This is a genomic window from Mesorhizobium sp. M0563 (assembly GCF_040321065.1).
GTDB lineage: Bacteria > Pseudomonadota > Alphaproteobacteria > Rhizobiales > Rhizobiaceae > Mesorhizobium.
Window position 1 is genome coordinate 62,788 of the sequence record NZ_JAMYQV010000004.1, and the last position, 26,683, is coordinate 89,470.

Genomic DNA, 26,683 nt, shown 5'->3' on the forward strand with positions numbered 1-26,683 from the left:
GCATGGAGATGATGGAGCTTTGGGATGGCCGATCGGTGCCGCGCATCGGGATCGGCACCTGGGCGGCGGGTGGCGCCGCGCGCTGGCGCGACACGGCGACAATCTATGGCGAGGTCGACGATATCAGGTCGCAAGCCGCGCTGGCGATGGCCTATGACATCGGCGCGCGGGTGTTCGACACGGCTGCCGCCTATGGCGCCGGCAATGCCGAACTAATCCTCGGGCGGGCGTTGAAGGGCAGGGACGAAGCCGTCATCGTCACCAAGGTCGGCTATTTCGGCGATCCCGAAACGCGCAAGATCGCTCCCGAGGATGCCTCTGCCGCGGCGATCCGGACATCGATCGACAATTCGCGGCAGCGCCTGCAGCGCGATTTTATCGACGTCGTGCTGCTACACATCAACGAATATCCGATCGAACGCGCCGGTGAGGTGTTCGATACGCTCGACCTGTTGGGCCAGGAGGGCAAGATAGGCGGCTTCGGCTGGAGCACCGATCACTGCGAACGGCTTGCTGCCTACGCGCCGCGCGAGGGTTTCGTCGCCGTAGAGAACGACTTCAATGTGTTTACCCCGGCCAACGAGCTGATGGCCGTTGCGGCGCGCGAGCACCTCGTCTCGTTCAGCCGGCTGCCGCTGGCAATGGGACTGCTCACCGGCAAATACACGCCGGCCATGAGGCTGCCCACCGATGACGTGCGCGGCGGGAATGCCGATTGGATGGTGTTTTTCAGGGATGGCGCCGCCAACCCGCAGTATCTGTCAAGGCTCTCGGCAATCCGCGACCTGCTCACCTCGGGCGGACGCACGCTTGCGCAGGGTGCGCTCGGCTGGATCCTCGCCAAGTCGGCAATCGCCTTGCCGGTTCCCGGCTTCACGCGGCCCGAGCAGGTCGCGGACAATCTCGGTGCGCTGGAAAGAGGGCCGCTGCCGGCAGCGGTGATGGCCGAGATCGACGCCGTGCTGAAAATTGCCGAGACCGCTTAGTGTTGCGAATCCGAAATTCGCATTGGTGATGATGCCGACCAACTTCGATCTCTCCGATGTCCGCCGGTATCTTATCTTCCCTTGGCCAAGCTTCCGTGGCGCAATTGAACAAAGACGGAGCGGCGGACCCGACTCCATTTGAAGGTCCGCCACTCCGGGTTTTCAGATCACAAAGACTGATGCTGCCACGGGAAATGGGTAGCGAGCTGCGCTTGAGCTGCGCCGCCGACTTCATCGCTGTCGATAGAGAGCGATCCGGTTGTACTGTCAAAGATGATGTGGTGGGAACCATCATCGGCGGCCGTATCAGCAGAGGAAGCATGCAATGAAAGCCCGCCCGACTTAAGCTCGGTAAGAGCGGGTTGATCGAGGTGGAGCTTGTCCTGGAGCTTGCTGAAGTCGAAGGCGTCGTTGCCTCCGTGGCCGGACATGATCTCGGCGGCGCCATTTTTTGCCTGGGCGCCGACATTTTCATCGGGCTGGACGGTCTGCGCGAACCCGTGGCGAACCAGGCTGGTTGCCGTTGTGTCGGACGGGTCGTTGGTCGGGAGAAGCTCCGAGCCGGCCGAAAGAGAATGGTTCAACGCAGCCAATATGCGGTCAACGCTGCTGCCCTCGCTTACCTTGTCGCCGGCATTATCGTGGGTGGTGTCAGTCGAACTGCCGTCGCTGGCAAGGAGGTGCGAAAGCGCGGTCTTGCTATCACTGCCATCGCTTGTGGTGGCGCCGGAAGCGGCGGTATCAGTCGAACTGCCATTGCCAGCGAGGAGGTGCGAAAGCGCGGTCTTGCCATGACTGCTATCGCTGATGGTGGCGCCGGAAGCGGTGGTATCAGTCGAACTGCCATTGCCGGCGAGGAGGTGCGAAAGCGCGGTCTTGCCATGACTGCCATCGCTGGTGGTGGTGCCCGAAGCGGCGGTAGCAGTCGAACTGCCGTCGCTGGCGAGGAAGGGCGAAAGCGCGGTCTTGCCATGACTGCCATCGCTTGTGGTGGCGCTGGAAGCGGCGGTATCAGTCGAACGGCCATTGCCGGCGAGGAGATGCGAAAGCGCGGTCTTGCTATCACTACCATCGCTTGTGGAGGCGGCGGTGTCGGTCGAACTGCTATTGCCAGCGAGGAGGTGCGAAAGCGCGGTCTTGCTATGATTGCTATCGCCGGTAGTGGTCTCGGCAGGGGCAGTCGCAGTCGAGCTGCTATCGCCGGTGATGGCCCCGGAAGGGGCGGTGGCAGTCGAGGTGCTGTCGCTGGGGGTGGCCCCGGACGGGGCCGTGGCAGTCGAGGTGCTGTCGCTGGGGGTAGCCTCGGACGGGGCCGTGGCAGTCGGGGTGCCATCGCCGGTGGTGGCCTCGGCAGGGGCAGTCGAGGCGCTATCGCCGGTGGTGGCCTCGGACGGGGCCGTGGCAGTCGAGGCGCTATCGCTGGGGGTGGCCTCGGACGGGGCGGTGGCAGTCGAGGCGCTATCGTTGGGGGTGGCCTCGGACGGAGCCGTGGCAGTCGAGGCGCTATCGCCGGTGGTGGCTTCGGAAGGGATGCTCGCCGTAGAACTGGGATCAGTAGCCGCGGCTTCGGAAGGAGCAGTCCCTCCAGTGTTGAGATTGTGTTCCCGGAAAACGGCCTGCAGTTCCGAAGAGCTCTCCAACGCTGTGTCGCCTCGCTGCGAACCCCAGGCGTATGCGTAGTCGAAGGCGGGTGACGGAACCAGCTTGGCCCAGTGGTCCATCATGGTTTCCATCTGGGTGGCGGTGGGCACGACATATTTGCCACCCATGTCTGTGTTATAGTCGCCACCTCCAAACGTCTGGTAGCCTGGAATGATCTGGCTCGTCGGGATGCCCGATGCCTGAGCGGCGGCGACGAATTTGTCGATCATGTTGTAGTCGACCGCGCCATCCGTGCGGACAGGATAGACATCCACGCCGTAGTAATCGATACCCGTACTGGCGGGATTGTAGGTGTTCGAAAAATCTGGATTCGCCGACGTCCCCAGGCTCATCATCGTGATATAGGTCTTGGCATCCGGCACATTGGAATGAATCCAGTCGGATTCTGCCTTCAGATTTGCGGCAGAGGCGTAGGTACCCCATTGGCCGGTGGGATCCGGCTCGTCAACCAGGAAGAATCCGAACAGCTTTGGATTACCGATGAAGGGCGTGACCTTGTCGACAAAGGAGGAGGTTACTCCGTCGGTTTCGTTCAGATAGACCATGCCTTTCATACCGTCCGGCAGCGCATTGAGTTGGTCAACGGATGAAACGTCAGCCAGATTGAATCCGGCTTGAGCAATTTCCGTGCCCGATCCACCTGACGTGTAATGCAGAGTTGTCATCCAATATTCCTTTTTCTGTTTCGACAGCGCCCTACCTACAGACTGCGTATATTAGCGCCAAATCACATACCGGCACCCCGTGAGAGAAACTTTGATCGTAAGTTGATACACACAGTGCGACCTTCTCCCCGATAAGCCCTTCGATGCGGTGCCAGGTCGCAAGAGAGTCTTGCGCCATATGCCGGACCTGGCGTGCGCTATTTGGAGTGCGCTTCGCTGCTCTTGAAGCCTCGTCGTGCGGGGTGCTGGGGAATCGGCTGAGCCGTCAATGAAACCGGAAGCGGGACACATCCAGTGTGCCGTACAGCGTGCCAAGCCCGGATACCCCGGTGTTTCGCGATTAACGCGAATCTTTCTGGCACACCCGCCGAGCGCTTCTGATCACGATGTTCGTGCGGACGAGGTTGGCCGGATTGGCTGCGACGCTGGTGCAAGGCGATATATCCCAGACACCAGAGCGCGAACGAGCGGCTTGCGTACCGGCGTCTCGATGAAGCGCCAGACGAGAAAAGAGGCAAGAAGAATCCCGGCAAATACAACGAAGAATGCGGCGTTCTTTCCGACATGCGGCGCCAGCGCGTTAAGCGAGATGTAGCCAATATACTGATGCAAAAGATACAGTGGATAAGTCAATCCTCCGAGCATCATGACAACCTTGGATGGAGCAATCACGGAGCGGAGCAGTATCGCGCCAGAGAAGACTCCGTAGACCACTATATTGGCAGCGAGGAGAGCAGGATACGAAATGGCAGCGCCAAAGTGCTCATGCATCCAGTGGTGAGAGAAGATTATGGTCTGGCAAGACACCAGGAATGCGACGGCAAGAAGCAGGAACGCAGCCGGCGAACGGCCCCTTGCAACGATGTCTTCCGCGAGGATGCCGGCGGCAAACAAAGGCGCATAGTTTGTAATAAAGAGAATGCGTATCACCGCGTTCTCAAAGAAGAACTCGTTGCTTGCCGAAATTGCGAGCCAGATGGCAGCGATAGGTATTTTCCAGCGCTGAAAGGCACCCGCAAAGATCAGCACTGCAACCCAGCCGTAGAACAGGATCTCGAGCATGATCGACCAGTAGGCCCCATCCATGGATGGTCTGCCGAAGAGGCGGGCGAACATAGAGAGATTGGCTACATAGGTCGCAATATCGGTCGGAAAACGCTGGTCTTTGGCGACGACGAGAACAACAAAAGTTGCGGTCATGCAGACGAGGAATCCGGGATAAAGCCGGGCGAAGCGGGCGACCGCGAATTCCTGCCAGGTTCGACCTTCGGCCGACCACGCGATGACGAAACCGCTGATCAGGAAAAACAGATTGACGCCGAGATAGCCATAGATGGCGTAAGGTGCTGCGGCAGGATATTCCACATCGAGACTTCCGGCGATCGCGCCGCCAAAAAGATAATGATAGAGCACGACCGCGAGGGCTGCGGCCAAGCGCAGCAGGTCGAGTGATGCCATGCGCGCCGGAATGGCCTTGCCTGCCGGTTCCACAGCCACCTCCCGTCGCCGTTTCAGCTTTTGACACCCATCAGCGGCTTGATCCGCAATGCCAGTGCTAACGCAAAGGCTGCAAACCGGCGGCAGGCCACGCCTTTACCTTCTCAAGTACGAACAGCTGCTCGCAGGACAGGAACCGGAGGACGCTGAAAGAGCGTACCAGTTCGAGCCCCGCCTCTGCGAAATCCTGTCGTGCAACGTTAAGATTGACGGGATGAGGCGCCGACAGCCTTCCGGTGATTATCTTCCGCAGCCTTAGTCGCATTCTCTGGAGGCGGGTGCCAACGCCGTAGGATACGATCAGACGGCGGCTGGCAACGCGCGCGAGCTCCATGATAATGTCGCGCCTGAGATGTGGCGGGATAAGATGGATGAGGCGAAGACAGACCACCGTGTCAAAGCTTTCGTCGGCGAACGGCAGTTGCGTCACGTCACATCGGATGAATCCCCGAAATCCGGGCTGACCTTCATATGCTGACTTAGCCAGGGCCATCATTTCCATTGAAATGTCTGCAGCCAGCACCTGACAATCATGCCGGCCCAGCACGCCAGCCAGCTTCCCGGTTCCGCATGGGATATCGAGCACCTGAGATGGAGGCGGGCTGCACCTCTCCAGCGCCTTGGCGATGCAGCGCTGCTCCCGTCGCGCAATGACGTAGGATGCAATTGTAGACAGCTTCAAGCGGCCTGCATATCCGTCCAGGTACCAGCTCGCAAAGCTCGGATCCTGATATCTCTGCTTTGTTGGGAGATCATAGGCCGCGGCCGCGACTTCGGCGTCGTAACTAGTAGGCATAGCGGCTGTAGCCCCTGCTGACGGATATGACTTGAGGTCCTCGCTCATCTGCCCGCTTTCATACGATTTCTCCTGAGATGGAATCGAAGATTTTTTGTCCAACATATTCATTGGATGCCCCACCAAGCTGTTCTATTGGCGATAGAGGCGGCAAAAGATCAGTTCTGGGTGGGGCCATCGCAGAGGTAAGGTTTCCAGATGGCTGGGTATCTCGCATCCCCCGAACGGATGAGACATGCCGAACTTATGACTACTGAGCCCCGTGGAGGTGCGCTGGGGCATTGGGCTACTGCACAGCCCTGTCGGGGACGGAACGGCAAACGGATGGAAGGCAATCGGGAAGGATAGTGACCGAAACGCACTCCTTCCGTTCACGATTATGGCCTTCGTCGATATCCTAACGTGACCACACCGTCATTCATACGGATGGCGCGAATTCCTGGCTCGTCGGCTAGACATCCCGGGAAGAGATGGGCGTTCGCTTCAGCAAATGGACATAACATCACTGCCGGAAGGCTTCCCTCAGTCTGGATTGAAAGATGATCTTGGAGCTATTTGGGCCGTCCGGTGCTGGTAAGACGACGTTGGCGTGCGAGCTGGTGCACGTTCTGCGAGCTCAGGGCTACTCTGTGGTTTTGCAGACCGGCGACCGTCGACACCCGGTTAGAAGAGCCGCCTTCAAACTAGTCTCCGGCTTGCATTCAAAGTGGATTGGACAGCGTTCTCTCGGTGCAGAAGTGCTTAAGATCCTTCCACCCAAGAATGAGCTGTGGGCGGCTCGTCTGAACTGGCATCTTGAAGCTCTTCTACAAGCCTGGCGCGCGGCAATAGCGTCCAAGGACACGATCTCAATTTTTGACCAGGGTATGGTGCAATTCGTGTGCTCGCTGGTTTTGTTCAGCGGCATAACGGATCGTGAAAGGGTGTCGTGCGCCCTCGAGCTTCTACCCAAACCGGACCTGCTTGTCCGATTGCAGGCGCCACGAGAGATTCTAGAGGCGCGGTTGAGGGAACGCCGGCGTAATCTCGGCATCATTCAGAAGTTCCTCGAAGTTGATCTGCAGAGCAGTCTTGATCATATCGACCACGTTAATCTTATCGAGGAACAACTTGGATCGTTCCCGGTACCGACAACTTGCGTTGAAAGCTTAGATTCGGACGGGCTCGCTGCCGCCACCGAAATAATAGCGCGTGGAGTAATTGACAAGTTTGGCGCGGCGCGGGCGAAATTTAAAAGGGTTGAAGCTTAGAGAGATACGGTTTTGAAGCGTCGAGAAGAAGGTATCCAATAAAAACGGAAATCGAACTATTGAGACGGAACCGCGTGAGTTGACACGACATGCGCTTTTTTCGCTACCAAATTGTCTTGGCGTTGACGCTAGCTGCCAGCGCGACATCCATAGATCTGCGCGGAGCGGTGAGTGAAGAGGATGTGGCATCGACAAAGTTCGTCGCGCCGGTGGCCATGGACCTGCCTGATTACCTGCACCCGGCGAAGGATGCGGCATTTGGCACAACTTTCACGCGAATAACCAAACCCGGAATCCTCGGCGCCGGCGTCGCATGCGGGAGCAAATATTGCAGCCACCGCTATTCGAGCGCTCAGGCCTGGAATTCGGATCAGAGCCTTCTTGTCATCAGCAACGGCTGCGGCGGCTTATGCTTCCTGGATGGGCGCACCTACGCTCCGCTTTTTCGCCGTGTTCGATCGATCGAATGCGAATGGCACCCTCGCGATCCCGACCTGATGATCTGCGTCGGTGGTCGGAAAATCTCGACGTGGGCGCCACGCACCAATCATGAGGAGGTCCTGTTTGTTTCGACTGACAGTAGCGATCTCCAGTTCGGCCCTTATAAAGGGAATCCGAGCCGTGACGGCAGCCGTATAGCCGTGCGCGCGGTTCGCGGGGACGGCAAAGCGGTCGTCTTTGCCTACGATCTCAAACAGCGGCGGAAGTTTCCGGAAATCGATCTCGCACAGCTTGTCGGGACCAACAGCGCCTGCTCAATCTCGCCGCTAGGCGTCAACATCTTATGCATTCAGTACCTAAAAGACGAAACTGAACAGACGTTCATCTTTTCGGTTGACGGCGTTCTGCGCCAAAAATGGACCGAGCATCATCGGCCTGGCCATGGGGACATGACGGTCGATGCCGACGGCAGCGAAATCTATGTGGGGATCAGTAAATCCGATCCGGACATATTCCAGGTGATCAAGCGAAGGCTGTCAGATGGGAAAGTCACCTCGCTGATGAGATATGGCGAAGCACAGCATGCATCGCTCAGGTCACTGGACAGGCCGGGTTGGGTGTTCCTTAGCTATTCCGGCGACCCGGACGAAGTATCGAAATATCCGAATTGGGCGCCGTATGCGCGGGAAGTCATCGCGCTGCGCATCGACGGCAGCGGAGAGGTTCGACGTGTTGTGCAGACGAAGAACGCTCCATTCGACTACTGGAGTGAGACCCACGCCTCGCCGTCCCCAGACGGTTCACAGGTGGTCTGGTCAAGCAATTGGGGAGTACCCGGCGGTCCGGTTTACGATTTCGTCGCCCGTATTGACTGGCCGGAACGGTCAAACACTGGCTCGAGAGCATTAACCGCGAGCGGTCTTCAATAACGAAACCTTCCGGCCACCTATCACGGTTGTCTCCGATCGTGCTTACCCATTGTCCGTTCAACACCTCACCTCCAACTTCGCCGCCACGCAGCTCCGTCCAATGTCAATTCATTCAAACAGACGACGACAGGTGGCCAAGCCTGCACCTACCGTGAAAGTGCAGTTTGCAAGGCTTATGACACTTGCCGGAACTCTACGATTTACAGAAATGACTCGAACGTCGGGTGATGGCTTTTGTGCGAAAGACGCTCGCGTCGGAGCCGAGAAAGGAATAGCAGATGGATGCGGATAGGCGAGCCGAAGAGAATGCCTCTTTCAATCCTGAGTTGTTGAAACGGTTAGTATGCCCAGTGACCAAAGGCTCACTTGCCTGGGATGGGGATCGCGACGAACTCGTATCGAAGAGCGCAGGACTTGCCTACCCGGTACGCGACGGCATTCCGATCCTGCTAGCATCGGAGGCACGGGCGATCATCTCCCGCGTGGTCAAACTTCGCGCATCCAGAGGATGAGCTAGCCGCGCAAATTAGGCGGCATTCCGACGGCAACCAGCACCAAGACAGGAAAGTGCCGCGGAGCGCGAGCCGTTTGTCAACAGACCACTCCGTGCTCGGGCATCTGGGCAGTGCCGACCTTTTTGATGCAACGCGCGGCTACCTGAACCGGCTGGGCACGGCGATCCGTTTCCGGGACACGGTGTGTGTCATTCAAACAGACGAGGACAGTGGCAAGGCCTGCCCCTACCGTGACCTTGGGCGTGATGGGTAACGAAACCAACACTATGAAAGCAAATTCAACGGCCGGCCACTTCGCGCGATCGGGCTACGGCGAACGGTCAGGAGACGCAGGATGAATCCGCACCTCGTGTGTGTTGGAGGCGAGGATCACGCCCTGCGAATCCCCTTCCTGATGTCGCTGCGAGAGAAGGGATTCCAGGTTACTGCGGTTTCGAGCGGCGGTGAAGCCGCATTCCTGCGGCATGGCATTCCGCATCGCAGCTACGGTTTCGACCGCTTTTCCAGCAGCAGCGGGGAATGGGCCGCCATCAAAACCATTCGAAAGCTGATGGCAGAACTCCGGCCGGATATTATCCAAAGCTTCGACACCAAGCCCAACCTGGTGACGCCACTTGCGGTGCGCGGGAGCGTTCCAGTCGTGCGCACAATCAACGGTCTGGGCTGGACGTTCTCGTCCCTGGAACCGCGCGCCCTGGCCCTGCGCCCAATCTTTTGCGGACTGCAATGGCTTTCGTCCTTATGGACGGCCGCTACGGTGTTCCAAAATCGGGACGATCAGTCATTCTTTGAACGCTACCGACTGATCATACGTGGCAGCGGACGAGTGATCCGCAGTTCTGGAATCGATGTCGATGCGTTCGCCATGGCAAGGCATCTTGCCCCGTCGGCGATGAAAATGCGCGAGGAGCTTGGGCTCCAATCCGCCGAGATCGTAATTTTTGTCGGCCGGCTAACTCGCCAGAAAGGCATCCCGACACTCCTCAAGGCAGTCCCTCGCATTTTGGCTGAAAGGCCCGATGCCCGTTTCGTGCTTGTCGGGCCATTGGAATCCGAGGGCCCATTTGCGGTGGACAAGGCGGAGATTGATCGACATGCGCCCCATGTCATCGCCTTGGGCCCACGACGCGACGTTCCTGCCCTGCTTGGCATGGCCGATCTGTTCGCCTTTCCGACACAATATCGCGAAGGGATTCCGCGCGTCCTGCTGGAGGCAGGGCTTGCAGGATTGCCTATCGTCGCCTCAAGGATGCCTGGCTGCAATGAGGTGGTCGAAGACGGATGGAACGGCCATCTCGTCCCACCGCACGATCCGAACAGCCTTGCATCTCGAATTATAGACCTCTTGTCCGACCGCCGGAAAGGAAGGACCATGGGCGCTCGCTCTGTCGAGCTGGTCCGGACGCAGTTCTCGCTGCCCTGGGTGGTCGAGCAATATTGCGATCTCTACGACAATGTCCTTAGCGCCAAATCCCATGGCGGCTTCGCTCGACCGGCGTCGCCCGCGTTGCTTGAAGAGGCTGCTGCAAACCGCGCATTGGGTGGAGCGCGCCGATGATCCGCGACGCGTTGCTCGCCTGCGGCGTTGCGATGTCCTATGCGGCGCAGCTCACCATTCCGGGAGTGCCACTCGGCTATGGCGAGCTGTTTCTCGCGCTTTGGATCATGCTGTCGATCGGCCGAGTGCTCGCCGGCGGTCATTTGGTAGTCAGGCCCGCCCTGATCCGTGTCGCGGGCTTCTGGCTGATCATGACGCTTGCTCTGGGGATTGGCACCATCGTCGGCTATCTGACCACGGTGCTGTACCTGTCGGTGGTGATGCACGATATGATAGCCTACCTGCTGCTGATCTGCGTCACCTGCCTAGCCGCCGCGGAGCCCGAGGCTGATCGTCATCTGCGCAGTACTGCCTGGTGGGTGGTCGCGATCGCGAATGCAGGCTTTATTGTTCAGCTGGCACTTGGATGGGGTTGGATCCACCAATCCGGCGTCGATCCGTGGTACTGGGATCGCTTCCGCGGCTGGTCCGAGAACCCGAACCAGCTCGCGCTCTATTGTGCACTCTTTGGCCCATTCGCCTTGCATCTTGCGACGACCACAAGCAATCCGTGGGCGAGATTGGCCGGGCTCAGCAGCCTTATCCTGACCATCTATATCGGAAGGCTGACGAAGAGTGATACCTATCTGTACACGACGGTCCTGGCCTGCTTGATATTTCTTGGGCTGCGGGTTCGGACATGGCTCGCAACCGGTGACGGCAAGGCCAGCTTTTCCCGGCAAGTTACCCTCCTGTTGATGATTGGCTTCCTTCCGTTGGCCTTGTCGATGACGCCCTACATTCTCACGGAAGCGGGCAGCGTCGAACAGTTCGCCTTAAGTCTCACCAAGGACAAGGGCGGCGACGCAACCGCCGAAACCGCCGCACTTCGCCTCCATCTCTGGGGAGATGCATTGGGCAAGGGCCTGACGTCAGGATCCCTGGGCCTTGGTCCTGGGCCGCATCTGGAGCGCCCGCCCATTTCCTACAGCCAGTTTCTGCCCCGGCCTTTCGAGGCTCACAACACGATTCTCGATCTATACACTCAAGGTGGTTTGATTGCGGTCCTAGCCCTGGCCTGGATTGTCGGCGCGGCGGCTTTATGCGCATGGCGTGCAAAGCTCGATGCCCTGTTCGTGCTCGTCGTGTCGATCGTTATCTTCGGGATGCCACATCTGATCATCCGCCATCCAATCGTGTGGTTTGCGCTGACCATTTGCCTTGTTGCCGGAACGCCGCAAACGGTTTCGGCAACCTCGAGCGACCGGAGGTGATGGCATGTGTGGGATTGCCGGAATTCTCCTTGCACCCGATGCAGCCAGTGCCAGGCCGCTCACGGCCATAGGGCAGATGACGACGGGCCTTCGTCATCGCGGGCCTGATGGTGAAGGCTTCTGGGTCAACCGTGAAGCCGGCATCGCCTTCGGCCACAGGCGTTTGGCTATCGTCGATCTATCGGAGGCGGGACGCCAACCAATGCATTCGGCAAGTGGCCGATATGCCATTACGTTCAACGGCGAGATCTACAATTTCCGCGATCTGCGCCGCGAACTTGAAGGCGCTGGCCATCGGTTCCGTGGCGCCAGCGATACCGAAGTCATGCTGTGCGCAATCGAGAGTTGGGGTCTCGACACCGCACTGACGCGCCTCGCTGGCATGTTCGCATTTGGATTGTGGGATCTGAAGACCAGGACCCTCCATCTCGCCCGCGACCGAATGGGCAAAAAGCCGCTCTATGTTGCTGCAACACGCGATGCGCTTGTTTTTGCCTCCGAGTTGAAGGCGATCAATCGTTTTCCAGGGTTCTGTCAGGAGCTCGATCTCGACGCGGCTGCGACGATGCTTTCGAAGGGATGGGTGCCGGGTAACAGTTGCATCTGGCAAGGCGTATTCAAGTTACCTCCTAGCTCGGTTCTGTCTGTGACGGCGGCAGATTTTGCCGAGGCGCGCAGTGCCGCATCCCTTTCGCAACGCGTCCGACACTGGTGGTCGCTGCCTGAAGTCGCCGCGAACGGTCGACTGAATCCAATCGCCGGCACCGACGAAGAACTGACCGACGAACTCGACGACCTGCTGCGACTTGCCGTTCGGGAACGCATGGTAGCCGATGTGCCGCTGGGTGCCTTTCTGTCTGGTGGCATCGACAGCTCCGCCGTTGTGGCGCTGATGCAGGCTCAGTCGCCGAAGCCGGTGCGCACATTCACGATTGCTTTCGGAGAAGGCGGGTTTGATGAGGCTCCCCACGCCGCGGAGGTTGCGCGGCATCTGGGCACCAATCATACTGAACTACACCTTTCGGCCGCCGCTGCGCGCGAGGTCATTCCAGAATTGCCGCAGATCTGGGACGAGCCGTTCGCCGACGAATCGCAGATACCAACTTTGCTGGTGGCGCGGCTCGCCCGCCAGCATGTTACCGTGGCCCTGTCAGGCGACGGTGGCGATGAATGCTTCGCCGGTTACGCCCGCCACTTCATGGCGGCGCGGTTGAAACGACAGCATGCGCTGCCGTCGCCGCTGCGTCACACGCTTGCTGCAGGGGTCGAATTGCTGGCCCGTGCGGCGCGCTACGATCTCGTCAGCAAGCTGCCGCTTTCGGCGAGTGCACGGCTCGCGCTGCGGAGCGATCGGCTGCACCGCCTCGCTCGGCTGCTCGCCGCAGCAGATGAGGACGAATTGTATCAACGGCTGACCGGAGTATCGACCGAGAGCCTCACACTCCACAAGCCGTCCACATCAATTCAAGAGTCACCCCGGCTTGATGGCCTGCTGTCCCGTCTCTTGTACGACGACATGGCCGGCTACCTGCCCGACGATATACTGGTGAAGTTGGACCGTGCCAGCATGGCCAACAGCCTCGAGGGCCGGTGCCCGCTTCTCGACCATCGGGTTGTCGAATTCGCTTGGCGGCTGCCCGCACATGCGAAGGTTCGCAATGGCAAAGGCAAGTGGATACTTCGTCAGTTGCTGAGCCGCTATCTTCCGCAACGGCTGATCGACCGGCCGAAGCAGGGTTTCGATGTTCCCATAGCGGTCTGGCTGAGAGGCCCGTTGCGCGACTGGGCCAGCGATCTGGTCGCCGATATGCGCCTCTCCGGAGATGGGATCTTCGACTTTGCGAAGGTCGCGATGTGCTGGCGCGACCACCTTGACGGAAGACAGGACCATTCTCGTGATTTGTGGCCCGCATTGATGTTCCAGGCCTGGCGCAACGAGGCCGGGCGGCCCCCAGGGCCGGCAACGGGCATGTCTACAGTGCTCGAACTGACAGGAGTATAAGATGGAAGGTTCCATAGTCAGCCGCATTCACCTTCCGCGCGCCACTGAAATGCACGTGCCGACGCGCGAGATCAACCCGCGCATGAGGCCATTCCTGCGCGAACAGATCGACGCGCAGACCCCCTTCCATCAACTCCTTATTACCGTCGCGAGGAGAAAATGGTTCCTGCTTGCAATGGTGATTTTGGGCGGTGTGTTGGCTGGGCTTGCGGGTTTTGCGCGTCCCGTCCTGTTCGAGTCGACCGCACAGGTGATTGTCGATGCTCCTGGCAGGAATGCGGCTCCCGGAGGCGCAGATTCTGCGCAGGAGATGCTGGATGCGAGCATTGATGACCACTTAACCATGCTCTCTTCGCAGGGGCATCTGCGTCGCGTGGTGGCAGCCCTGCGCAAGACGGAGGTTGGTAACATTGCTGAGCAAGGGGATGTCGTAACCGGAAATTCACGCCCCGCTCCGGCCGGCGGCGACTTGCAGAACATACGCACCTTCGCAGCCGGTCTGCTGGAAAGCATTTGGCCGCAGGGCAAGCCGGCGGCCGCCGATGAAGACGAACTCAAGGCATTACGGAAGGGCATGAGGGTTGGACAGGAACTGCGATCAAGAGTGATCACGGTCGGCTTCACCGACAACGATCCGGCGCGAGCCGCCCTTGTGGCCAATACGTTCGTCCAAGTATACATCGACGATCTCGCACAGAAGCGCAGGGCGTCAGACAGACTGGAACTCGCCTCGATCGTCGCTAGCCTACCGGTCGTACAAAGCGACTTGGCGAAAGCAACCGACCGCCTGGAAAAGTATCGGCTGAGCCATGGCGCGGTCGATCAAGGTGCGGCGGACAACGCTGCCAAGGAGACAGCCGAGCTCAGCCAGCAGATATCTTTGTCGAAGGCGGATCTCTCCGCAACGGAATCTCGCCTTCAACACATCGAGGCTTTGCGAAAGGAAGGAGCATCGGTCGCGACGCTCGCCGAAGCGATCGGGTCACCGGTACTGGCCGACATGGCGGCTCGCCAAGCCAACGACAATGCGGATGCGAGCCTGAGTACTGCAATCAACCGCGAGATCGAACAAGGCACTGATCGCATTGCTGCGGAGGCGAACATCTACCGTGCCCAGATTGCGGCTCTGGAGGGGCGCAAGAATGTGCTTGATGCGGTGGTGGCCGACACAGCCGGCCGGCTTTCCGGCTTGCGTGCGCTCGAGCCGCAGGTCAGCATCTTGACGCAGCGATACAACCAGCTACTCACGCAACAACAGGATCTGGTGCAGCGTATCGCAACCCCCTTGCCCGGAGTCTCGATCCTTTCAGCGGCGTGGCCGCCGACGAATCCAAAAACCCTGCCGCCCATCTTCCTTATTCCGCCCGGCATGATCGTGTTTGGTCTCATTGGCGGGATCTTCGTGATGGTCCGCAGCCGCCTCAATCAGACCTTGTGCGGCGAGGCCGAAGCTGAAGCCGCGCTCAGGGTCCCATGCCTGGGGCTGATACCGGAAGCGCCCACAATACACGCGAAACGACTTCAGCAGCTGGTTCTTGGCCAACGAAAGTCCAGCTACAGCCGAGCCATCACTTCCCTCCTCGTCACCGTGACACTCAACAAGGCGAGGGGCCGCGCTTCGCACGTCATCCTCGTAACGTCCAGTATCCGGCATGATGGCAAGACCGAGCTTGCATGGAGCTTGGCGTTGGCAGCTACCCGACTTGGGGGACGAGTGCTTTTTCTCGATCTTGACAGCACGGGGGCCCGCCTCACGAACGAGTTCCTGAACGAATTCGGCGCGCTCCGGCCGCATAAATCCTTTGGAGACTATATGAACGACCGTTGTCCCCTGCACGACGCGGTCACGGGAATGCCTGAAATTGGAATCGACTTCATGGCGCTGGCACCATCAGAGGATCTGCTGCCGCAGCTGTCCATGATCGACGGATCCCTGGTCACAGATGAGCTGCGCTCAATCTACAGCGTCGTCATTATAAATGGACCGCTGGGACTTGGAGGACCTGAGGCCAGGCTACTGACGGGCTGGGCTGACGCGGTTCTGTTCGCCGTTCGCTGGGGCAGAACGCGTCGCAGCATCGCGCGCGGTGTTCTGCAGCTGCTGACGGAGGACGAGACGGCTCAGGTCCCCGTAGGCAGCGTTCTCACGCACGTCAATCTACAGAAACACGCTGGCTATCGGTTTGGGGACAGCGCAGATCTCTTGCTCGAGAGAACATCATGAGTGTCACATGCGGGCTTCCGCGTAACGACCGTCGCGGCAGTCAGTCTGTCGAGCGGAAGATAATATCGAAGAGTTCGCAGACCGGAGCTGGGCCCGCCGGCGCAAGAGACATCGACGATTGCAGCGATCCGAAGCTCGCCCGCTTCCCTGCGGCCTCCGTTGCTCCAGCAAATATGGTTTTGCCGCACGAGGAGGACACGGGCCGGGGTCTCGGCTATGCCAGCATCTTCGCTCTTTTGGTCTATATCGGGGGTGCGGGCTTGACCAGCTTGGCGCAGTTATTGATTGCGCGCATCGTTGGCTCCACCAGCTATGGCATCTACTCCTATGTTCTGGCCTGGACCTCGGTGCTTGCCTATCTTGCAACGCTTGGGTTCCATGTATCCTTGCTGCGTTTCGTCTCCGCCTACAGTGCCAAAGGGCGGCTTGACCTGGTACACGGGGTAATCAGGTTTGCTCTGCAAAGGTCGCTGGCGGCAGCGACACTATTCGGCATCATTGGCGCCGCCTTGGTCTTGTTCTTTTCGGATTCTTCTCACAAGGAGCTTCAAACCAGCCAGCTGCTAGGCATGGCAGCAGTGCCTTTGGTCACCGCCTACGCGTTGGGCGCAACACTTGTTCGTGCTTTCGGCGGCGGTGTCTCGGCCCTCATGCCGGAACGCATCGTGCGCGACGGCCTATTGTTGACGTTGCTGGGAATGGCGGTCTTATCCGGATCATGGACCCCCAACGCACCCCTGGTGATGCAGGCGGTGCTGGCAAGTTCAGCCATCACGGTCGGCCTGGTGTTCATCATGGCGGCAAAATTTCAGCCGCCCGGCTTGCGGCAGGTTCAGCCAGGCGACGAGTCGCGGGAATGGTGGTCCGCGGTTCCGCCAATGATGCTCATGGCCGGGCTCGATGTTTTCATCAGCCGGGCCGGGGTCATGGTGCTGGGCTGGACGCATCACATTCGCGAAGCGGGCATTTTCGCCTTGGGATTGAACGTCGCATTGCTTGTGAGCCTTTCCCTGGTCGCTGTCTCGACGATGTTTGCGCCGACAGCGGCCGCCCTTCATGCCCGAGGCGATCGGATGGCTCTGCAGCAGCTGTTTTCACGGGCCGCCCTACTTTCCTCTGGCGGCGCCATAGCGATGGCCATCCCGATGCTTGCGATTATTGAACCTCTGTTGAGCTGGTTCGGCGGAGATTTCAGTACAGCGGCACCCGTCGCGCGGATACTCATTCTCGGATATGTCTTTGTCGCGCTATGCGGACCCCAGATGCTCCTCTTGATGATGACTGGAAACGAATGGGCGGCAGCCGCAACCATGATCGCCGGCGCCGCGGCCAGCATCATGGGCTGTGCCGCAGGAATTGCGCTCTACGGCGCGCCGGGCGCCGCAGTGGGCCTCGCGCTTGCGTTGGCGATTTGGAATGTGGCGATGTCGATTTATATCAGCAAACGGCTGAAAATTATCCCTGGGCTGATCTTTGCGCTGGCGTCGCTCAGAACGCGCGCAGTCGAAGGCCAGCCGCCTCATTGGTTCCTGCGCTGATCTGATGTTATCGCGCCCGATACTCGACGGCATCAGCGTTCAGGAATTTCGAGTCCAAGATTGTGTCGGATAGAGGCTGGCGGGGGCGGCTTTGGGGCCGACACTCGCTTTATTCTCTGTCCGAAAAAAATGCGAAATCTCAAATTTGCCGAGTGGCAGATCGTTGCCCGACAAGGCGCGGCCTACACTGTGGCCTCATCATTCACCGACGTTTGTTGCCGTATGCTGACCGCGTCATCCGTTCCATGAAAGTCCCGGTACCATTCGACAAAGCGTTGCACTCCGTCCTCAAGCGGTGTCGCCGGGGCGAAGCCGACGGCCTTGCGGAGATCGCTGACGTCGGCGCGCGTCTCCAGAACGTCGCCAGGCGGCAACGGCACATCCACGCGAAGCGCCCGGCTGTCAAGGGCGGTCTCGATGATCGAAATCAGTCGGTTGATTTCCTCGGGCCGGTCGTTGCCGATATTGTAGACGCGACACGGCGCGGAACTTGTAGCAGGGTCGGCGGTGCAAGGGTCCCAATTCGGATCGGGCCGCGGCGGTGCAGCGAGTGCCCGAACCACGCCCTCAGCGATATCGTCGATATAGGTGAAGTCTCGCCAGACGCGGCCGGCATTGGCTACTTCGATTGGCTTGCCCTCGATGATCGCGCGCGTGAACAAATAGACTGCCATGTCGGGCCTGCCCCAGGGGCCATAAACGGTAAAGAAGCGCAGTCCCGTCACGGGCAGGTCGAACAAATGGCTGTAGGAATGCGCCATGAATTCATTCGAACGCTTGGTGGCGGCGTAGAAGCTGACGGGATGATCGGCGCCGTGGTGCTCGGAAAACGGTATGGTTCGATTTAAGCCGTAGACGGAGCTCGAGGAGGCGTAGACGAGATGACTGACGCCGTAATGCCGGCAGCCCTCAAGGACGTTTAGAAACCCCACTATGTTCGATTGCACGTAGGCGTGCGGGTCAACAATTGAATGACGCACGCCGGCCTGAGCCGCGAGATGGACAAAGTGTGAGGGGCGAACGTTTGAAAACAGCAACTGAACGCGCGCGGCATCCGCCAGATCCATTCGTATCGGCGTGAACTCCGCCTCGCTACAGAGGCGTGCAAACCGCGCTTCCTTGAGCCGCAGATCGTAATAGGGTGTGAAATTGTCGACGCCCACGACTTTGACACCCAGACGCAAAAGCCGCGAGGCCACGTGAAAACCAATGAAACCTGCTGCGCCGGTGACGACGATCGGTCCTGTCCGTGCAAGTCTCTTCACCGCTTGATCCGAACGCGATCGGGCGATTTCCACCTTCTCCGTTGCGGCAAGGACAGACTCGCTGCATAGATCGTTGTCCAACTTGTCGCCTTTCGAATTCCGTTCGACAGTACCGAATTGCCGGTCCGAGATTCCAGCTTCCGATATTTACGTCAGCGCATCGAACCTGGTGGAGTTCAGGCGACGTCGGTGCCACGAACCGCGCAACGCGATGCACGACCTGCCAAATCATGACACTCCAAATTGCGTCGTCTGGATCCCGGGCGGACGCCGACGTCCGGCGATTGCATTTAAGTGGCCGGCCCTTATGGCAGGACCGAAATACGCCCAAGAAGGGCCACCAGTTCCGCCTGGCGTTTCGTTTCGGTCTTGGCGAACAGCGAGGCAAGCTGGGAACGGATCGTGGTGCGGCTGAGACGCCAGCTGCGAGCGATCTCCAAAGGTGCGTCGCCCTGAGCCAAACGCAAGGCGAGGTGCGTTTCTGCGCTCGTCAAGCCAAACATTCTTTGCAACGTGCGAGGATTTGGCCCCGACCTGTTGTCCCGGTCCAGCAACGCCACGATGCTCGTTCCGTCGGGAGCAATAACTCCGTTCTCGTTCAATATCACCGGCCGGTCGCCCCTGCTGCGGATTACCACCCAGGATAACGAGCCCGGCAGGAATTGGCCCGGAACATTCGCGATCAGCCGCCTTAGTGCGGCCGTAAGCCCGCTCGCCGTGTCAGCCGCTTCGCCCTGGCGCTCAAGCGTGGTTTGGGCGGCTGCGTTCCACTCGACTACTTTTCTTTCGCGATTCAGCACGAGATAGCCACAGCCAATGCGATCAAGCACGCCGGTTATGGATTCCAGACTGCGGCCTTTTGGTTCCCCAAGCCGTGCGTCCAATGGATCCGATGCGCGATCGGGAAGGTGACCAGAAGAGGGTCGCGTATTCCGCGCGTCAAAATCGTACTTGGTCCTCGTAGCAATGTACCTACCGCCCGAAGAAGCATCAACATGTCTATCGATCAGATTCATTTTCTACCCCTAACCCAAAGTTTCACACACGCCCGAAAATAAGTATTCGGGATTCGGATAGCCTTTTATGTTTAGATGGATTCTAGTCTTCTATGCGCTGACGGATAACGTGTTCATCACCACCTTGAAAACTCAATATGATCTGACAGTTCTAAGGCAGCTCATAGCCCCTGCTGCATCCGATAAAATGCGCGCTATGATAGCGGTATGGCAATCCGGCAGTGGTACTAAGCTGTACGTTTTTTGCTCTAGTCTCGACGGGCTAGTCAGAAGGTTGTAGTCTGTGTCCATGAGCTCGCAGTCGCGCAGGTCGAATTCGAAACCGTCGGGCAGATTGCTAACTCATATTGCCTCTGCATCCGTACTAGCTGCCACACTGATATTTGAAATAAAATCGTCAGCCTATATTGGGCAAGGCGCCAGTTTTCTGGAATTTGTTCCGGCTATTATTATTATCGCTTATCTCGAAGATCGTGTGCCTGCGCTCGCTGCGACCATTCTGATGGTGGCGGTCGGCCTTTGGGCGCGAGGATACGATCAGATTTCAAATGGCGATTGGGCACGCGCAATCCTGCTTCTGGTTTCGGGTGGGGTGATTGCCATGACGTTCCATCGCCTGCGGCAGGACTTGCGTGAGCTGCTGGAAGTCGCGGAGGCCAGGCTCGCTGCCGTCGAGGCGACCGAAAGCCGCTATCGTTGGGCCTTCGAACGTGCTGCCATGGGATTCGCGAACACCAACGAGAAAGGTGAGTTGCTGCAATCCAACAGACGCCTTTGTGAGATGACCGGGTACAAGGAGGAGGAGCTTGCCCAATTGCAGCTCGATACGCTCGCCCACCCGAACGACCGGGACACCTTGGCGCAATTGTTGGCGGGCCTAGGCAACGACATTGCTTCGTTCGTTTCGGAGGTCCGTCTTTTAAGAAAGGACGGTACGGCATTCTGGGCCAGGCTAACGCTTTCTTCGTCCGTGCCCGAGGGGGGACTCTCGGAGAGCATCTTCGTGGTGGTCGACGATATTTCGGAACGACGAGCTGTTCACGAAGCGCTTCGGGCTCAGAAGGAATGGCTAGACCTCGCTCTGTCTGCTGGACGCTTGGCCACGTGGCGGATCGACCTTAAAGACGGGACAGTCACAGGCTCGGACACGTTCTGGGACGTTCTCGGCTTGGCCCAGGCCAATAGCCGCAGTTTGGAGGAACTATCAGCTGTCGTTCATCCGGCGGACTGGCCAAAGCTGGCGGCATCGAGAAAGTCCGCATCATCGGTCATGAATTACGATGTTGAGATACGCGTCCGTCGACCGGACGGGCATATCCGCTGGGTTGCCCTGCGCGGAAGGGAGGAAAGACAGGGTGATGGAGGACAGCGGCTTGGAGTGGCTGCCGACCTGAGCGAGAGACGACAAACCACGCTGCTGCGCGCCGCGGCAAAGAAGCGGGAGCGCATTATGCTCGAACAACGCCACAGGTTCGGCAACGTTTTCGCGGTGATCACGGCGCTCGTGAAAATGGTCGATGTTCCTGGAAACAATGTTGCCAAATACAAGGAAATGCTGATCGACCGGATACGCGCGCTCGAGGCAACCCATCTGCTTCTTTCACGCAACGGCAGCGTATCGGGGGCGCTAAACGATCTCGTTGCTCAAGAGTTGCAACCATATATGGGAACACGCGCCATATCGGTCAGCGGTCCTTCCGTGGTGATGTCGGGAGGCGCCGCCGAGAGTTTTGCAATGATCGTCCACGAGCTTGCCACCAATTCCATGAAATATGGAGCGCTTGGCGATCCAAAAGGCCGGATCGACGTAAGCTGGACATTTGCACCTGAAGACACAGGCAGTGAGATCGTGTTCGAGTGGGTGGAATCGGGACGGCGGCGGACCTCGAGCGTAGTCCGTCATGGCTTCGGTTCCATGATAATCGGAGTAGATGGAGCGCCGCTTGTCGGTCACTCTCCCAAACTGGAAATAACTGACCACGGGTTGCGGTATTCGCTGCGGCTATCACGCAAGGAAATCGGATCCTAGTGCAGTGCTCCGATCGAAAAGCAGATACCTAAAAGACGCGTCGCGCTGAATGGCCTTGGAGATGCGCTTAGGTTCTTTTCCAGGGATGTCGTTGGCCAAAGGCCGCAGCGCAGTTTCGGTATATGCAGTATATGCATGAAACCTTGGGCGCCGTTTGCATGTCCTAAAAGACGCGCGGCGCTCTAGCTGGCATGTCTCGAAAGCCATGTCTTCAGCATAACGGCAGCTTCTGTCCGATTGCGTACCCCCAACTCACGCAGGACCGCAGCAGCGTGGATTTTCGTGGTCGCCTCTGCGATTTCCAGGTCGCGAGCAATTTCCTTGTTTGAATAGCCTTCCGCCATCAGCTTGAGGACTTCCTTTTGCCTCGAGGTCAGCCTGCCAAGGTTGAGGCCTGTGGTACGTCGCTGTGGGCCTTTCTCGGAGTGTGTATGCGCGTGGGTTGTTTGCGTTGCACCCGGGCGTGACAGAAGTGCAGGAACATAGATGCGGCCGGAGAGGATTTCATTGACAGCCAAAACGACCTCTTCGTCCGTCTGCGACTTTACGATGTAGCCATGAAGCCCGATCGAAAGAGCCGTGAGTATTTCCGAGCGTGAATCGTTTCCGGAAACGATCGCAAATCGCGTGTCCGGATAGGCGGACAGGATCCCGCCGAGCACCTCCTGATTGAACAGGCCCGGCATATTCAGGTCCAGGATCGCAAGATCCACGAACGATTGCTCTGCCAGCAAACTGAGCACCGCGTCGAAACAAGACGCTTCAAATATCTCCACACCTGGAATGCCTGCGGTCAGTGCCAATCGCAAGCCACGACGATACAAGCCGTGATCGTCGGCGATGACGATTCGATACATTGAACTACCCCAACGCGTATCTGAATGGATTGAACGGTGATGGGCCTGAAAGTCGTAGCCATTCACTCGTCGATTCATCCAGCCGACGCCGCGGCACCCCAACGCCGCAAACGCCAGATTTCTAATATAATCTTAAATGACGGGAAACGCTCCTCTTTTTTTGCCCCTTGTGAGCGAAACCCGCCGAACGTCGTCGAACATGTGTTCTGACCTCTTGGAAAGCTGACAGACCGGCTGGTCGTTCAGCACTGCGATAGGTCTGTAGGTATAGAACAGCAAAACGGCTGAATTGTTACCATTCGAATGCACGACGACATCCACCCCGACGGCCACATACCATCCAGATGCAATGTCCGGATCAGGGATCGGTGGGGAAATCTCACCGGTCTTCTACGGGAAATCTCACCGGTTCTTCTGAGGGGACAAGAACGCGTTTCCCGGGTGCTGACCAGGGTAGGATAACCGGCCCGTGACGATGGCGTTCAGGCCGAATGAACAAGGGAGGACCAGGATGAAAGCGGTGATTCAATGTGGTGGAATGGGAACACGCCTCCGCCCCTTCACTTCGATCTTGCCGAAGCCGCTCATGCCGATTGGTGCACGGCCGGTTCTCGAGATGCTTCTGAAATGGTTGCGACGCAACGGTATTCAGGAAGTCTATATTACAACCGGGTATCTCGGCCACTTGATCCGCACCGTGTGTGGAGATGGCTCGCAGTGGAACCTGAAAATTCGATACACGCAGGAGATGGAGCCGCTGGGCACCATCGGGCCATTGTCTTTGATCAGGGACGAACTGACGGAGCCATTCATCGTTCTCAATGGCGATGTCCTTACGGATCTAAGCCTCAGTCGATTTGTAGCAGCGCACCGTAAGCACACCGATCCAGTGACGATCGCAACAGCCTGTCGCCTGATCAAGATGGATTTCGGCGTCATCGACGAAGTCGACAATACCGTGCAGACCTTTCGCGAGAAACCGACGCTGTCGCATCTGGTCAGCATGGGGATTTACTGCATGAATCCAGACGTTCTGCAGTTCATCCCGTCCGGCATACCCTTTGGGTTCGACGACCTGATGCTCCAGATGATGCAGAACGGCACAACCGTGCACGTGTACAAGCATGAAGGTCTCTGGCTCGATATCGGGCGCGTCGACGACTTTCAGAACGCACAGACCATTTCCTGGGAAGACCAGTCGGCCTCGATCGAGGTCACTGCGACGGCTGCATGATGAAGTCACCAGCGCGGTTCCCACAGTTATCAGTCTAGGAGGTTGTGATGCTCTTGGTCAGTGCCCCGATCTTGGGTGTGCCGGAGAAGACTGCTTTGACCAAGGTCATCGACAGCGGCTGGCTGACCATGGGGGAGCAGGTACGAGCCTTCGAACAAGCCTTTGCCGACGTGCATGGTGCGGAGGATTGCGTCGCGGTCAGTTCTTGTACCGCAGCGCTTCATCTCATTTTGCACGCACTTGGTATCGGCCCGGGCGACGAGGTGCTGGTCCCATCCTTGACTTTCGTGGCGACCGCAAATGCGGTCCTCTATGTTGGTGCGACCCCCGTTTTCGTCGACATCGAGTCGGTCGATGTGCCGCTGATGTCCATCGCGGAAGCCGAAGCGAAATGCACGGCCCGCACCAAGGCAGTCATTCTCGTCCATTTCGCCGGCTACCTCGCCGATCGGGAACAATGGCAGAAGTTCGCCCGTGCCCGTGGGCTGCATATCGTCGAGGACGCGGCGCATGCGCCCGGCCTGAAGGAGGTGGGGACATTTGGTGCCGCGGCCGCCTTCAGCTTCTACGGCAACAAGAACATGACCACGGCGGAAGGCGGGGCGGTGATTGCCAGGGATGCCGGTCTGCTCGAGACGATCCGCCAGGCGCGTGGACATGGGATGACCACCGGGACACGTCAAAGGCTGAACAGCCGCACCCCGCAGTATGATGTCACCATGCTCGGATTCAATTATCGCATGGATGAATTGCGGGCTGCGATCGGATTGGTCCAGCTGCAAAATCTGCAGGAGTGGAATGAGATCAGGCGTATCCTGGTGATGCTGTATCGCCGTCTCATCGCGAAGCATTGCCCGGCCGTGACCATCCCGTTCCACGAGCCGCGGACGTCGGCCTACCACATCATGCCTATCCTTTTGCCGCGTTACGCCGACAGGCAAGACGTCATCGACGCACTGCGCGCGCAAGGGATACAAACCACTATCCACTACCCGCCGGTGCACCAGATGACGCTCTATCGTGAGCTCATTCCCGGTACTCATTTACCGCGCACGGAAGATTTCGCCCAGCGCGAACTCACTGTACCGCTGCATCCGCAGATCACCGCACCTTTGGTCGAAACGGTAGTGGTCGCTCTTGCCGCGGCGGTCAATAACTGCGCTCAGACAGGAACAGCCGCATGAATGCCCTGGACCTAGCCATTCACCGGCCTAACGTCTCGAGCGCCGCCCATGGGGCTGTGAGACGAGCAATCGATCTCGTCATTGCTGCAGCCGCGGCGATCGTCTTCGCTCCGCTGATGCTGCTGATTGCCCTGGCGCTGCTGCTGGAAGGCGGTCGGCCAATCTTCTTTACGCAGACCCGCGTCGGGGCCGGTGCTCGCCCATTCCGCATGTACAAATTCCGCAAATTCAGAGTGCGATGCGATCCCGGTGGCCTGGCGCTGACCATGGCCGATGACAGCCGCATGACGCCAATCGGGCGGTTCCTCGCCGCCACCAAATTCGACGAGCTGCCGCAGCTATGGAATGTCTTCAGAGGCGAGATGGCAATCATCGGTCCACGCCCGGAGAGCCTTGCCTTTGCCGATTGTTTTCGTGGGGGCTTTGAGGACATTTTACAATACAAGCCAGGCTTGTTGGGTCCGGCCCAGGTTCTCTTCCGGAATGAAGCGCATTTTTATCCGCGATCCGTGGACCCGCTATTGTTCTACCGCCAGGTTCTGTTTCCTGCCAAGGCCAGGCTCGACCTTTCCTATTATCCGCAGCGCACGATCGTCTCTGATGTCGTCTGGATGGTGCGCGGCTTGCTGGCGGTGCTTGGCGTCGTTTCGCCGCCGCCGATCGGAACGTGAGAGCAGGTGGAATACCCGCGCTCTCGTGGATTTGCAAAGTCAGTGCCTCACGTCATAGGGGGAACGCTTGGGTCATGGCATACAAGGGCAGGAAAGTTCTGGTTACCGGTGCCGATGGGTTCATCGGGTCGCATCTCACCGAAGCACTCGTCCGTAGCGGCGCGGACGTCACTGCGCTGGCTCTCTACAATTCGTTCGACAGCCACGGCTGGCTGGACGATTTGCCGGACACCATTCGAAGCCAGCTGAACCTCATCCGCGGTGATGTTCGTGACAGCGCGTTCCTTAACCGGATCGTGCGTGGCCAGGCGGTGGTGTTTCATCTCGCCGCACTGATCGCGATCCCATATTCGTATGCCGCGGCCCAGTCCTATGTAGAAACCAACATCCTGGGCACGGTCAACGTCCTCGAAGCGGCGCGGCAATGGGAGACGGAGCGGGTGGTGCACACCTCGACAAGCGAGGTTTATGGCACCGCGCTGACAATGCCCATCAGCGAATCACACCCGTTGCAGGGACAGTCACCATATTCGGCATCCAAGATCGGTGCGGACATGATGGCGGAGTCGTACGCCAGATCGTTCGACGTCCCCGTGGTCATCATGCGGCCCTTCAATACGTATGGCCCACGCCAGAGCGAGCGGGCCATCGTACCGACCATCATACGTCAGGCTCTCGACAAGAAATGCTCGGCGATCATGGTGGGAGACACCAGCCCGATCCGCGATCTTACTTTCGTGGAAGACACTGCGGCGGCGTTTTTGAGCGCAGGTTCGGCCGAGCTCGAATTTGGCCATGCCTACAATGCCGGAAGCCAGCGCGCCGTGACGATCTCGGACATATTGGATCTGGTGGTCGAGTTGAGTGGCTGCAAGAAACCAATTCACCGCGACGAGCGCCGCCTGCGGCCGCAGAATTCAGAGGTGCGTGCCTTGCTGGCTGATTCTTCGCTCCTCGAAAGCAAGACTGGATGGCGCGCCCAGACCAGCCTGCGCGAAGGGTTGGAGCGGACCATCGGATGGTGGCAGGGACGCCTCAGCGAAGGCCGGGTGCGCCATGAGATGGGTTACATGACATGAGCTTTCGCCTGGGTGGATTGGCTCCGCAGTTG

Annotated in this window: 20 protein-coding genes; 14 read left to right on the forward strand and 6 right to left on the reverse strand. The window is 58.8% G+C overall.

Annotated features, from left to right (window positions below):
• Positions 1-2: 2 nt before the first annotated feature.
• Entirely contained in the window at positions 3-986 is a 984-nt protein-coding gene (locus NKI50_RS07640; RefSeq protein ID WP_352639357.1) for an aldo/keto reductase, read from the forward strand.
• Positions 987-1,153: 167 nt separating this feature from the next.
• On the opposite strand, the gene NKI50_RS07645 is transcribed toward NKI50_RS07640, so the two are convergent.
• From NKI50_RS07645 to NKI50_RS07655, 3 genes are all read right to left on the reverse strand, one after another.
• Positions 1,154-3,313: a calcium-binding protein gene (locus tag NKI50_RS07645; protein WP_352494506.1), complete on the reverse strand. Its 2,160-nt coding sequence runs from the start codon at positions 3,311-3,313 to the stop codon at positions 1,154-1,156.
• A 381-nt stretch (positions 3,314-3,694) separates the two neighbouring features.
• Positions 3,695-4,804 carry an acyltransferase family protein gene (locus tag NKI50_RS07650; RefSeq protein ID WP_352639361.1) on the reverse strand — a complete coding sequence of 370 codons (1,110 nt, stop codon included), beginning with the start codon at positions 4,802-4,804 and terminating at the stop codon, positions 3,695-3,697.
• A 64-nt stretch (positions 4,805-4,868) separates the two neighbouring features.
• Positions 4,869-5,717 carry a class I SAM-dependent methyltransferase gene (locus NKI50_RS07655; RefSeq protein ID WP_352484582.1) on the reverse strand — a complete coding sequence of 283 codons (849 nt, stop codon included), beginning with the start codon at positions 5,715-5,717 and terminating at the stop codon, positions 4,869-4,871.
• Positions 5,718-6,145: 428 nt separating this feature from the next.
• Between NKI50_RS07655 and NKI50_RS07660 the strand changes: the two genes are divergently transcribed.
• The 8 genes from NKI50_RS07660 (at position 6,146) to NKI50_RS07695 (ending at position 17,316) form a co-directional block, all read left to right on the forward strand.
• Entirely contained in the window at positions 6,146-6,856 is a 711-nt protein-coding gene (locus NKI50_RS07660; RefSeq protein ID WP_023718570.1) for an AAA family ATPase, read from the forward strand.
• A gap of 89 nt (positions 6,857-6,945) precedes the next feature.
• A complete protein-coding gene (locus NKI50_RS07665) occupies positions 6,946-8,226 on the forward strand; it encodes a hypothetical protein (RefSeq protein WP_352639363.1) in 1,281 nt (426 codons plus the stop codon).
• A 278-nt stretch (positions 8,227-8,504) separates the two neighbouring features.
• Positions 8,505-8,738: a Trm112 family protein gene (locus NKI50_RS07670; protein WP_084642590.1), complete on the forward strand. Its 234-nt coding sequence runs from the start codon at positions 8,505-8,507 to the stop codon at positions 8,736-8,738.
• A 337-nt stretch (positions 8,739-9,075) separates the two neighbouring features.
• Positions 9,076-10,299 (forward strand): glycosyltransferase family 4 protein, encoded by a 1,224-nt coding sequence (locus tag NKI50_RS07675; protein ID WP_352484586.1) that lies wholly within the window; start codon positions 9,076-9,078, stop codon positions 10,297-10,299.
• On the forward strand, positions 10,296-11,552 hold the full coding sequence (locus NKI50_RS07680; RefSeq protein WP_023718567.1) for an O-antigen ligase family protein: 1,257 nt from the start codon (positions 10,296-10,298) through the stop codon (positions 11,550-11,552). Before NKI50_RS07675 ends, NKI50_RS07680 begins: the two co-directional genes overlap by 4 nt.
• Positions 11,553-11,556: 4 nt before the next feature.
• The gene (gene asnB, locus NKI50_RS07685; RefSeq protein WP_352639484.1) at positions 11,557-13,554 is read left to right on the forward strand and encodes an asparagine synthase (glutamine-hydrolyzing); all 1,998 of its coding nucleotides are present in this window, start codon (positions 11,557-11,559) and stop codon (positions 13,552-13,554) included.
• Between the two features lies 1 nt (position 13,555).
• Entirely contained in the window at positions 13,556-15,778 is a 2,223-nt protein-coding gene (locus tag NKI50_RS07690) for a GumC family protein (RefSeq protein WP_352639366.1), read from the forward strand.
• The gene (locus tag NKI50_RS07695) at positions 15,775-17,316 is read left to right on the forward strand and encodes a lipopolysaccharide biosynthesis protein (RefSeq protein ID WP_352639368.1); all 1,542 of its coding nucleotides are present in this window, start codon (positions 15,775-15,777) and stop codon (positions 17,314-17,316) included. The genes NKI50_RS07690 and NKI50_RS07695 overlap by 4 nt, the downstream gene beginning before the upstream one ends.
• Before the next feature lie 182 nt (positions 17,317-17,498).
• Here NKI50_RS07695 and NKI50_RS07700 read toward each other — a convergent pair whose 3' ends face one another.
• A complete protein-coding gene (locus tag NKI50_RS07700) occupies positions 17,499-18,581 on the reverse strand; it encodes an NAD-dependent epimerase (protein WP_352589636.1) in 1,083 nt (360 codons plus the stop codon).
• Between the two features lie 305 nt (positions 18,582-18,886).
• Entirely contained in the window at positions 18,887-19,597 is a 711-nt protein-coding gene (locus NKI50_RS07705) for a helix-turn-helix transcriptional regulator (RefSeq protein WP_031193850.1), read from the reverse strand.
• 289 nt (positions 19,598-19,886) lie between these two features.
• On the opposite strand from NKI50_RS07705, the gene NKI50_RS07710 reads away from it, so the two are divergent.
• Positions 19,887-21,626, forward strand: a complete 1,740-nt coding sequence (locus NKI50_RS07710) for a PAS domain S-box protein (RefSeq protein WP_352589436.1) — start codon at positions 19,887-19,889, stop codon at positions 21,624-21,626.
• A gap of 182 nt (positions 21,627-21,808) precedes the next feature.
• On the opposite strand, the gene NKI50_RS07715 is transcribed toward NKI50_RS07710, so the two are convergent.
• The gene (locus NKI50_RS07715; protein WP_352484593.1) at positions 21,809-22,483 is read right to left on the reverse strand and encodes a LuxR C-terminal-related transcriptional regulator; all 675 of its coding nucleotides are present in this window, start codon (positions 22,481-22,483) and stop codon (positions 21,809-21,811) included.
• A 511-nt stretch (positions 22,484-22,994) separates the two neighbouring features.
• Here NKI50_RS07715 and NKI50_RS07720 point away from each other — a divergent pair.
• The 4 genes from NKI50_RS07720 to NKI50_RS07735 all read left to right on the forward strand — a co-directional run bounded on the left by NKI50_RS07720 (position 22,995) and on the right by NKI50_RS07735 (position 26,651).
• Positions 22,995-23,717: a nucleotidyltransferase family protein gene (locus NKI50_RS07720; RefSeq protein ID WP_031193847.1), complete on the forward strand. Its 723-nt coding sequence runs from the start codon at positions 22,995-22,997 to the stop codon at positions 23,715-23,717.
• A gap of 47 nt (positions 23,718-23,764) precedes the next feature.
• Positions 23,765-24,901 carry a DegT/DnrJ/EryC1/StrS family aminotransferase gene (locus NKI50_RS07725; RefSeq protein ID WP_023718557.1) on the forward strand — a complete coding sequence of 379 codons (1,137 nt, stop codon included), beginning with the start codon at positions 23,765-23,767 and terminating at the stop codon, positions 24,899-24,901.
• Positions 24,898-25,572, forward strand: a complete 675-nt coding sequence (locus NKI50_RS07730; protein ID WP_031193846.1) for a sugar transferase — start codon at positions 24,898-24,900, stop codon at positions 25,570-25,572. Before NKI50_RS07725 ends, NKI50_RS07730 begins: the two co-directional genes overlap by 4 nt.
• Before the next feature lie 74 nt (positions 25,573-25,646).
• On the forward strand, positions 25,647-26,651 hold the full coding sequence (locus NKI50_RS07735) for an SDR family NAD(P)-dependent oxidoreductase (RefSeq protein ID WP_352716102.1): 1,005 nt from the start codon (positions 25,647-25,649) through the stop codon (positions 26,649-26,651).
• Positions 26,652-26,683 lie beyond the last annotated feature (32 nt).

Bases quoted from the DNA above. Each gene is read 5' to 3' on its own strand.
- NKI50_RS07640 (WP_352639357.1), top strand. From the start codon at position 3: ATGGAGATGATGGAGCTTTGGGATGGCCGATCGGTGCCGCGCATCGGG.
- NKI50_RS07645 (WP_352494506.1), bottom strand. From the start codon at position 3,313: ATGACAACTCTGCATTACACGTCAGGTGGATCGGGCACGGAAATTGCT.
- NKI50_RS07655 (WP_352484582.1), bottom strand. From the start codon at position 5,717: ATGAATATGTTGGACAAAAAATCTTCGATTCCATCTCAGGAGAAATCG.
- NKI50_RS07660 (WP_023718570.1), top strand. From the start codon at position 6,146: ATGATCTTGGAGCTATTTGGGCCGTCCGGTGCTGGTAAGACGACGTTG.
- NKI50_RS07665 (WP_352639363.1), top strand. From the start codon at position 6,946: ATGCGCTTTTTTCGCTACCAAATTGTCTTGGCGTTGACGCTAGCTGCC.
- NKI50_RS07670 (WP_084642590.1), top strand. From the start codon at position 8,505: ATGGATGCGGATAGGCGAGCCGAAGAGAATGCCTCTTTCAATCCTGAG.
- NKI50_RS07675 (WP_352484586.1), top strand. From the start codon at position 9,076: ATGAATCCGCACCTCGTGTGTGTTGGAGGCGAGGATCACGCCCTGCGA.
- NKI50_RS07680 (WP_023718567.1), top strand. From the start codon at position 10,296: ATGATCCGCGACGCGTTGCTCGCCTGCGGCGTTGCGATGTCCTATGCG.
- asnB (WP_352639484.1), top strand. From the start codon at position 11,557: ATGTGTGGGATTGCCGGAATTCTCCTTGCACCCGATGCAGCCAGTGCC.
- NKI50_RS07690 (WP_352639366.1), top strand. From the start codon at position 13,556: ATGGAAGGTTCCATAGTCAGCCGCATTCACCTTCCGCGCGCCACTGAA.
- NKI50_RS07695 (WP_352639368.1), top strand. From the start codon at position 15,775: ATGAGTGTCACATGCGGGCTTCCGCGTAACGACCGTCGCGGCAGTCAG.
- NKI50_RS07705 (WP_031193850.1), bottom strand. From the start codon at position 19,597: ATGAATCTGATCGATAGACATGTTGATGCTTCTTCGGGCGGTAGGTAC.
- NKI50_RS07710 (WP_352589436.1), top strand. From the start codon at position 19,887: ATGAGCTCGCAGTCGCGCAGGTCGAATTCGAAACCGTCGGGCAGATTG.
- NKI50_RS07715 (WP_352484593.1), bottom strand. From the start codon at position 22,483: ATGTATCGAATCGTCATCGCCGACGATCACGGCTTGTATCGTCGTGGC.
- NKI50_RS07720 (WP_031193847.1), top strand. From the start codon at position 22,995: ATGAAAGCGGTGATTCAATGTGGTGGAATGGGAACACGCCTCCGCCCC.
- NKI50_RS07725 (WP_023718557.1), top strand. From the start codon at position 23,765: ATGCTCTTGGTCAGTGCCCCGATCTTGGGTGTGCCGGAGAAGACTGCT.
- NKI50_RS07730 (WP_031193846.1), top strand. From the start codon at position 24,898: ATGAATGCCCTGGACCTAGCCATTCACCGGCCTAACGTCTCGAGCGCC.
- NKI50_RS07735 (WP_352716102.1), top strand. From the start codon at position 25,647: ATGGCATACAAGGGCAGGAAAGTTCTGGTTACCGGTGCCGATGGGTTC.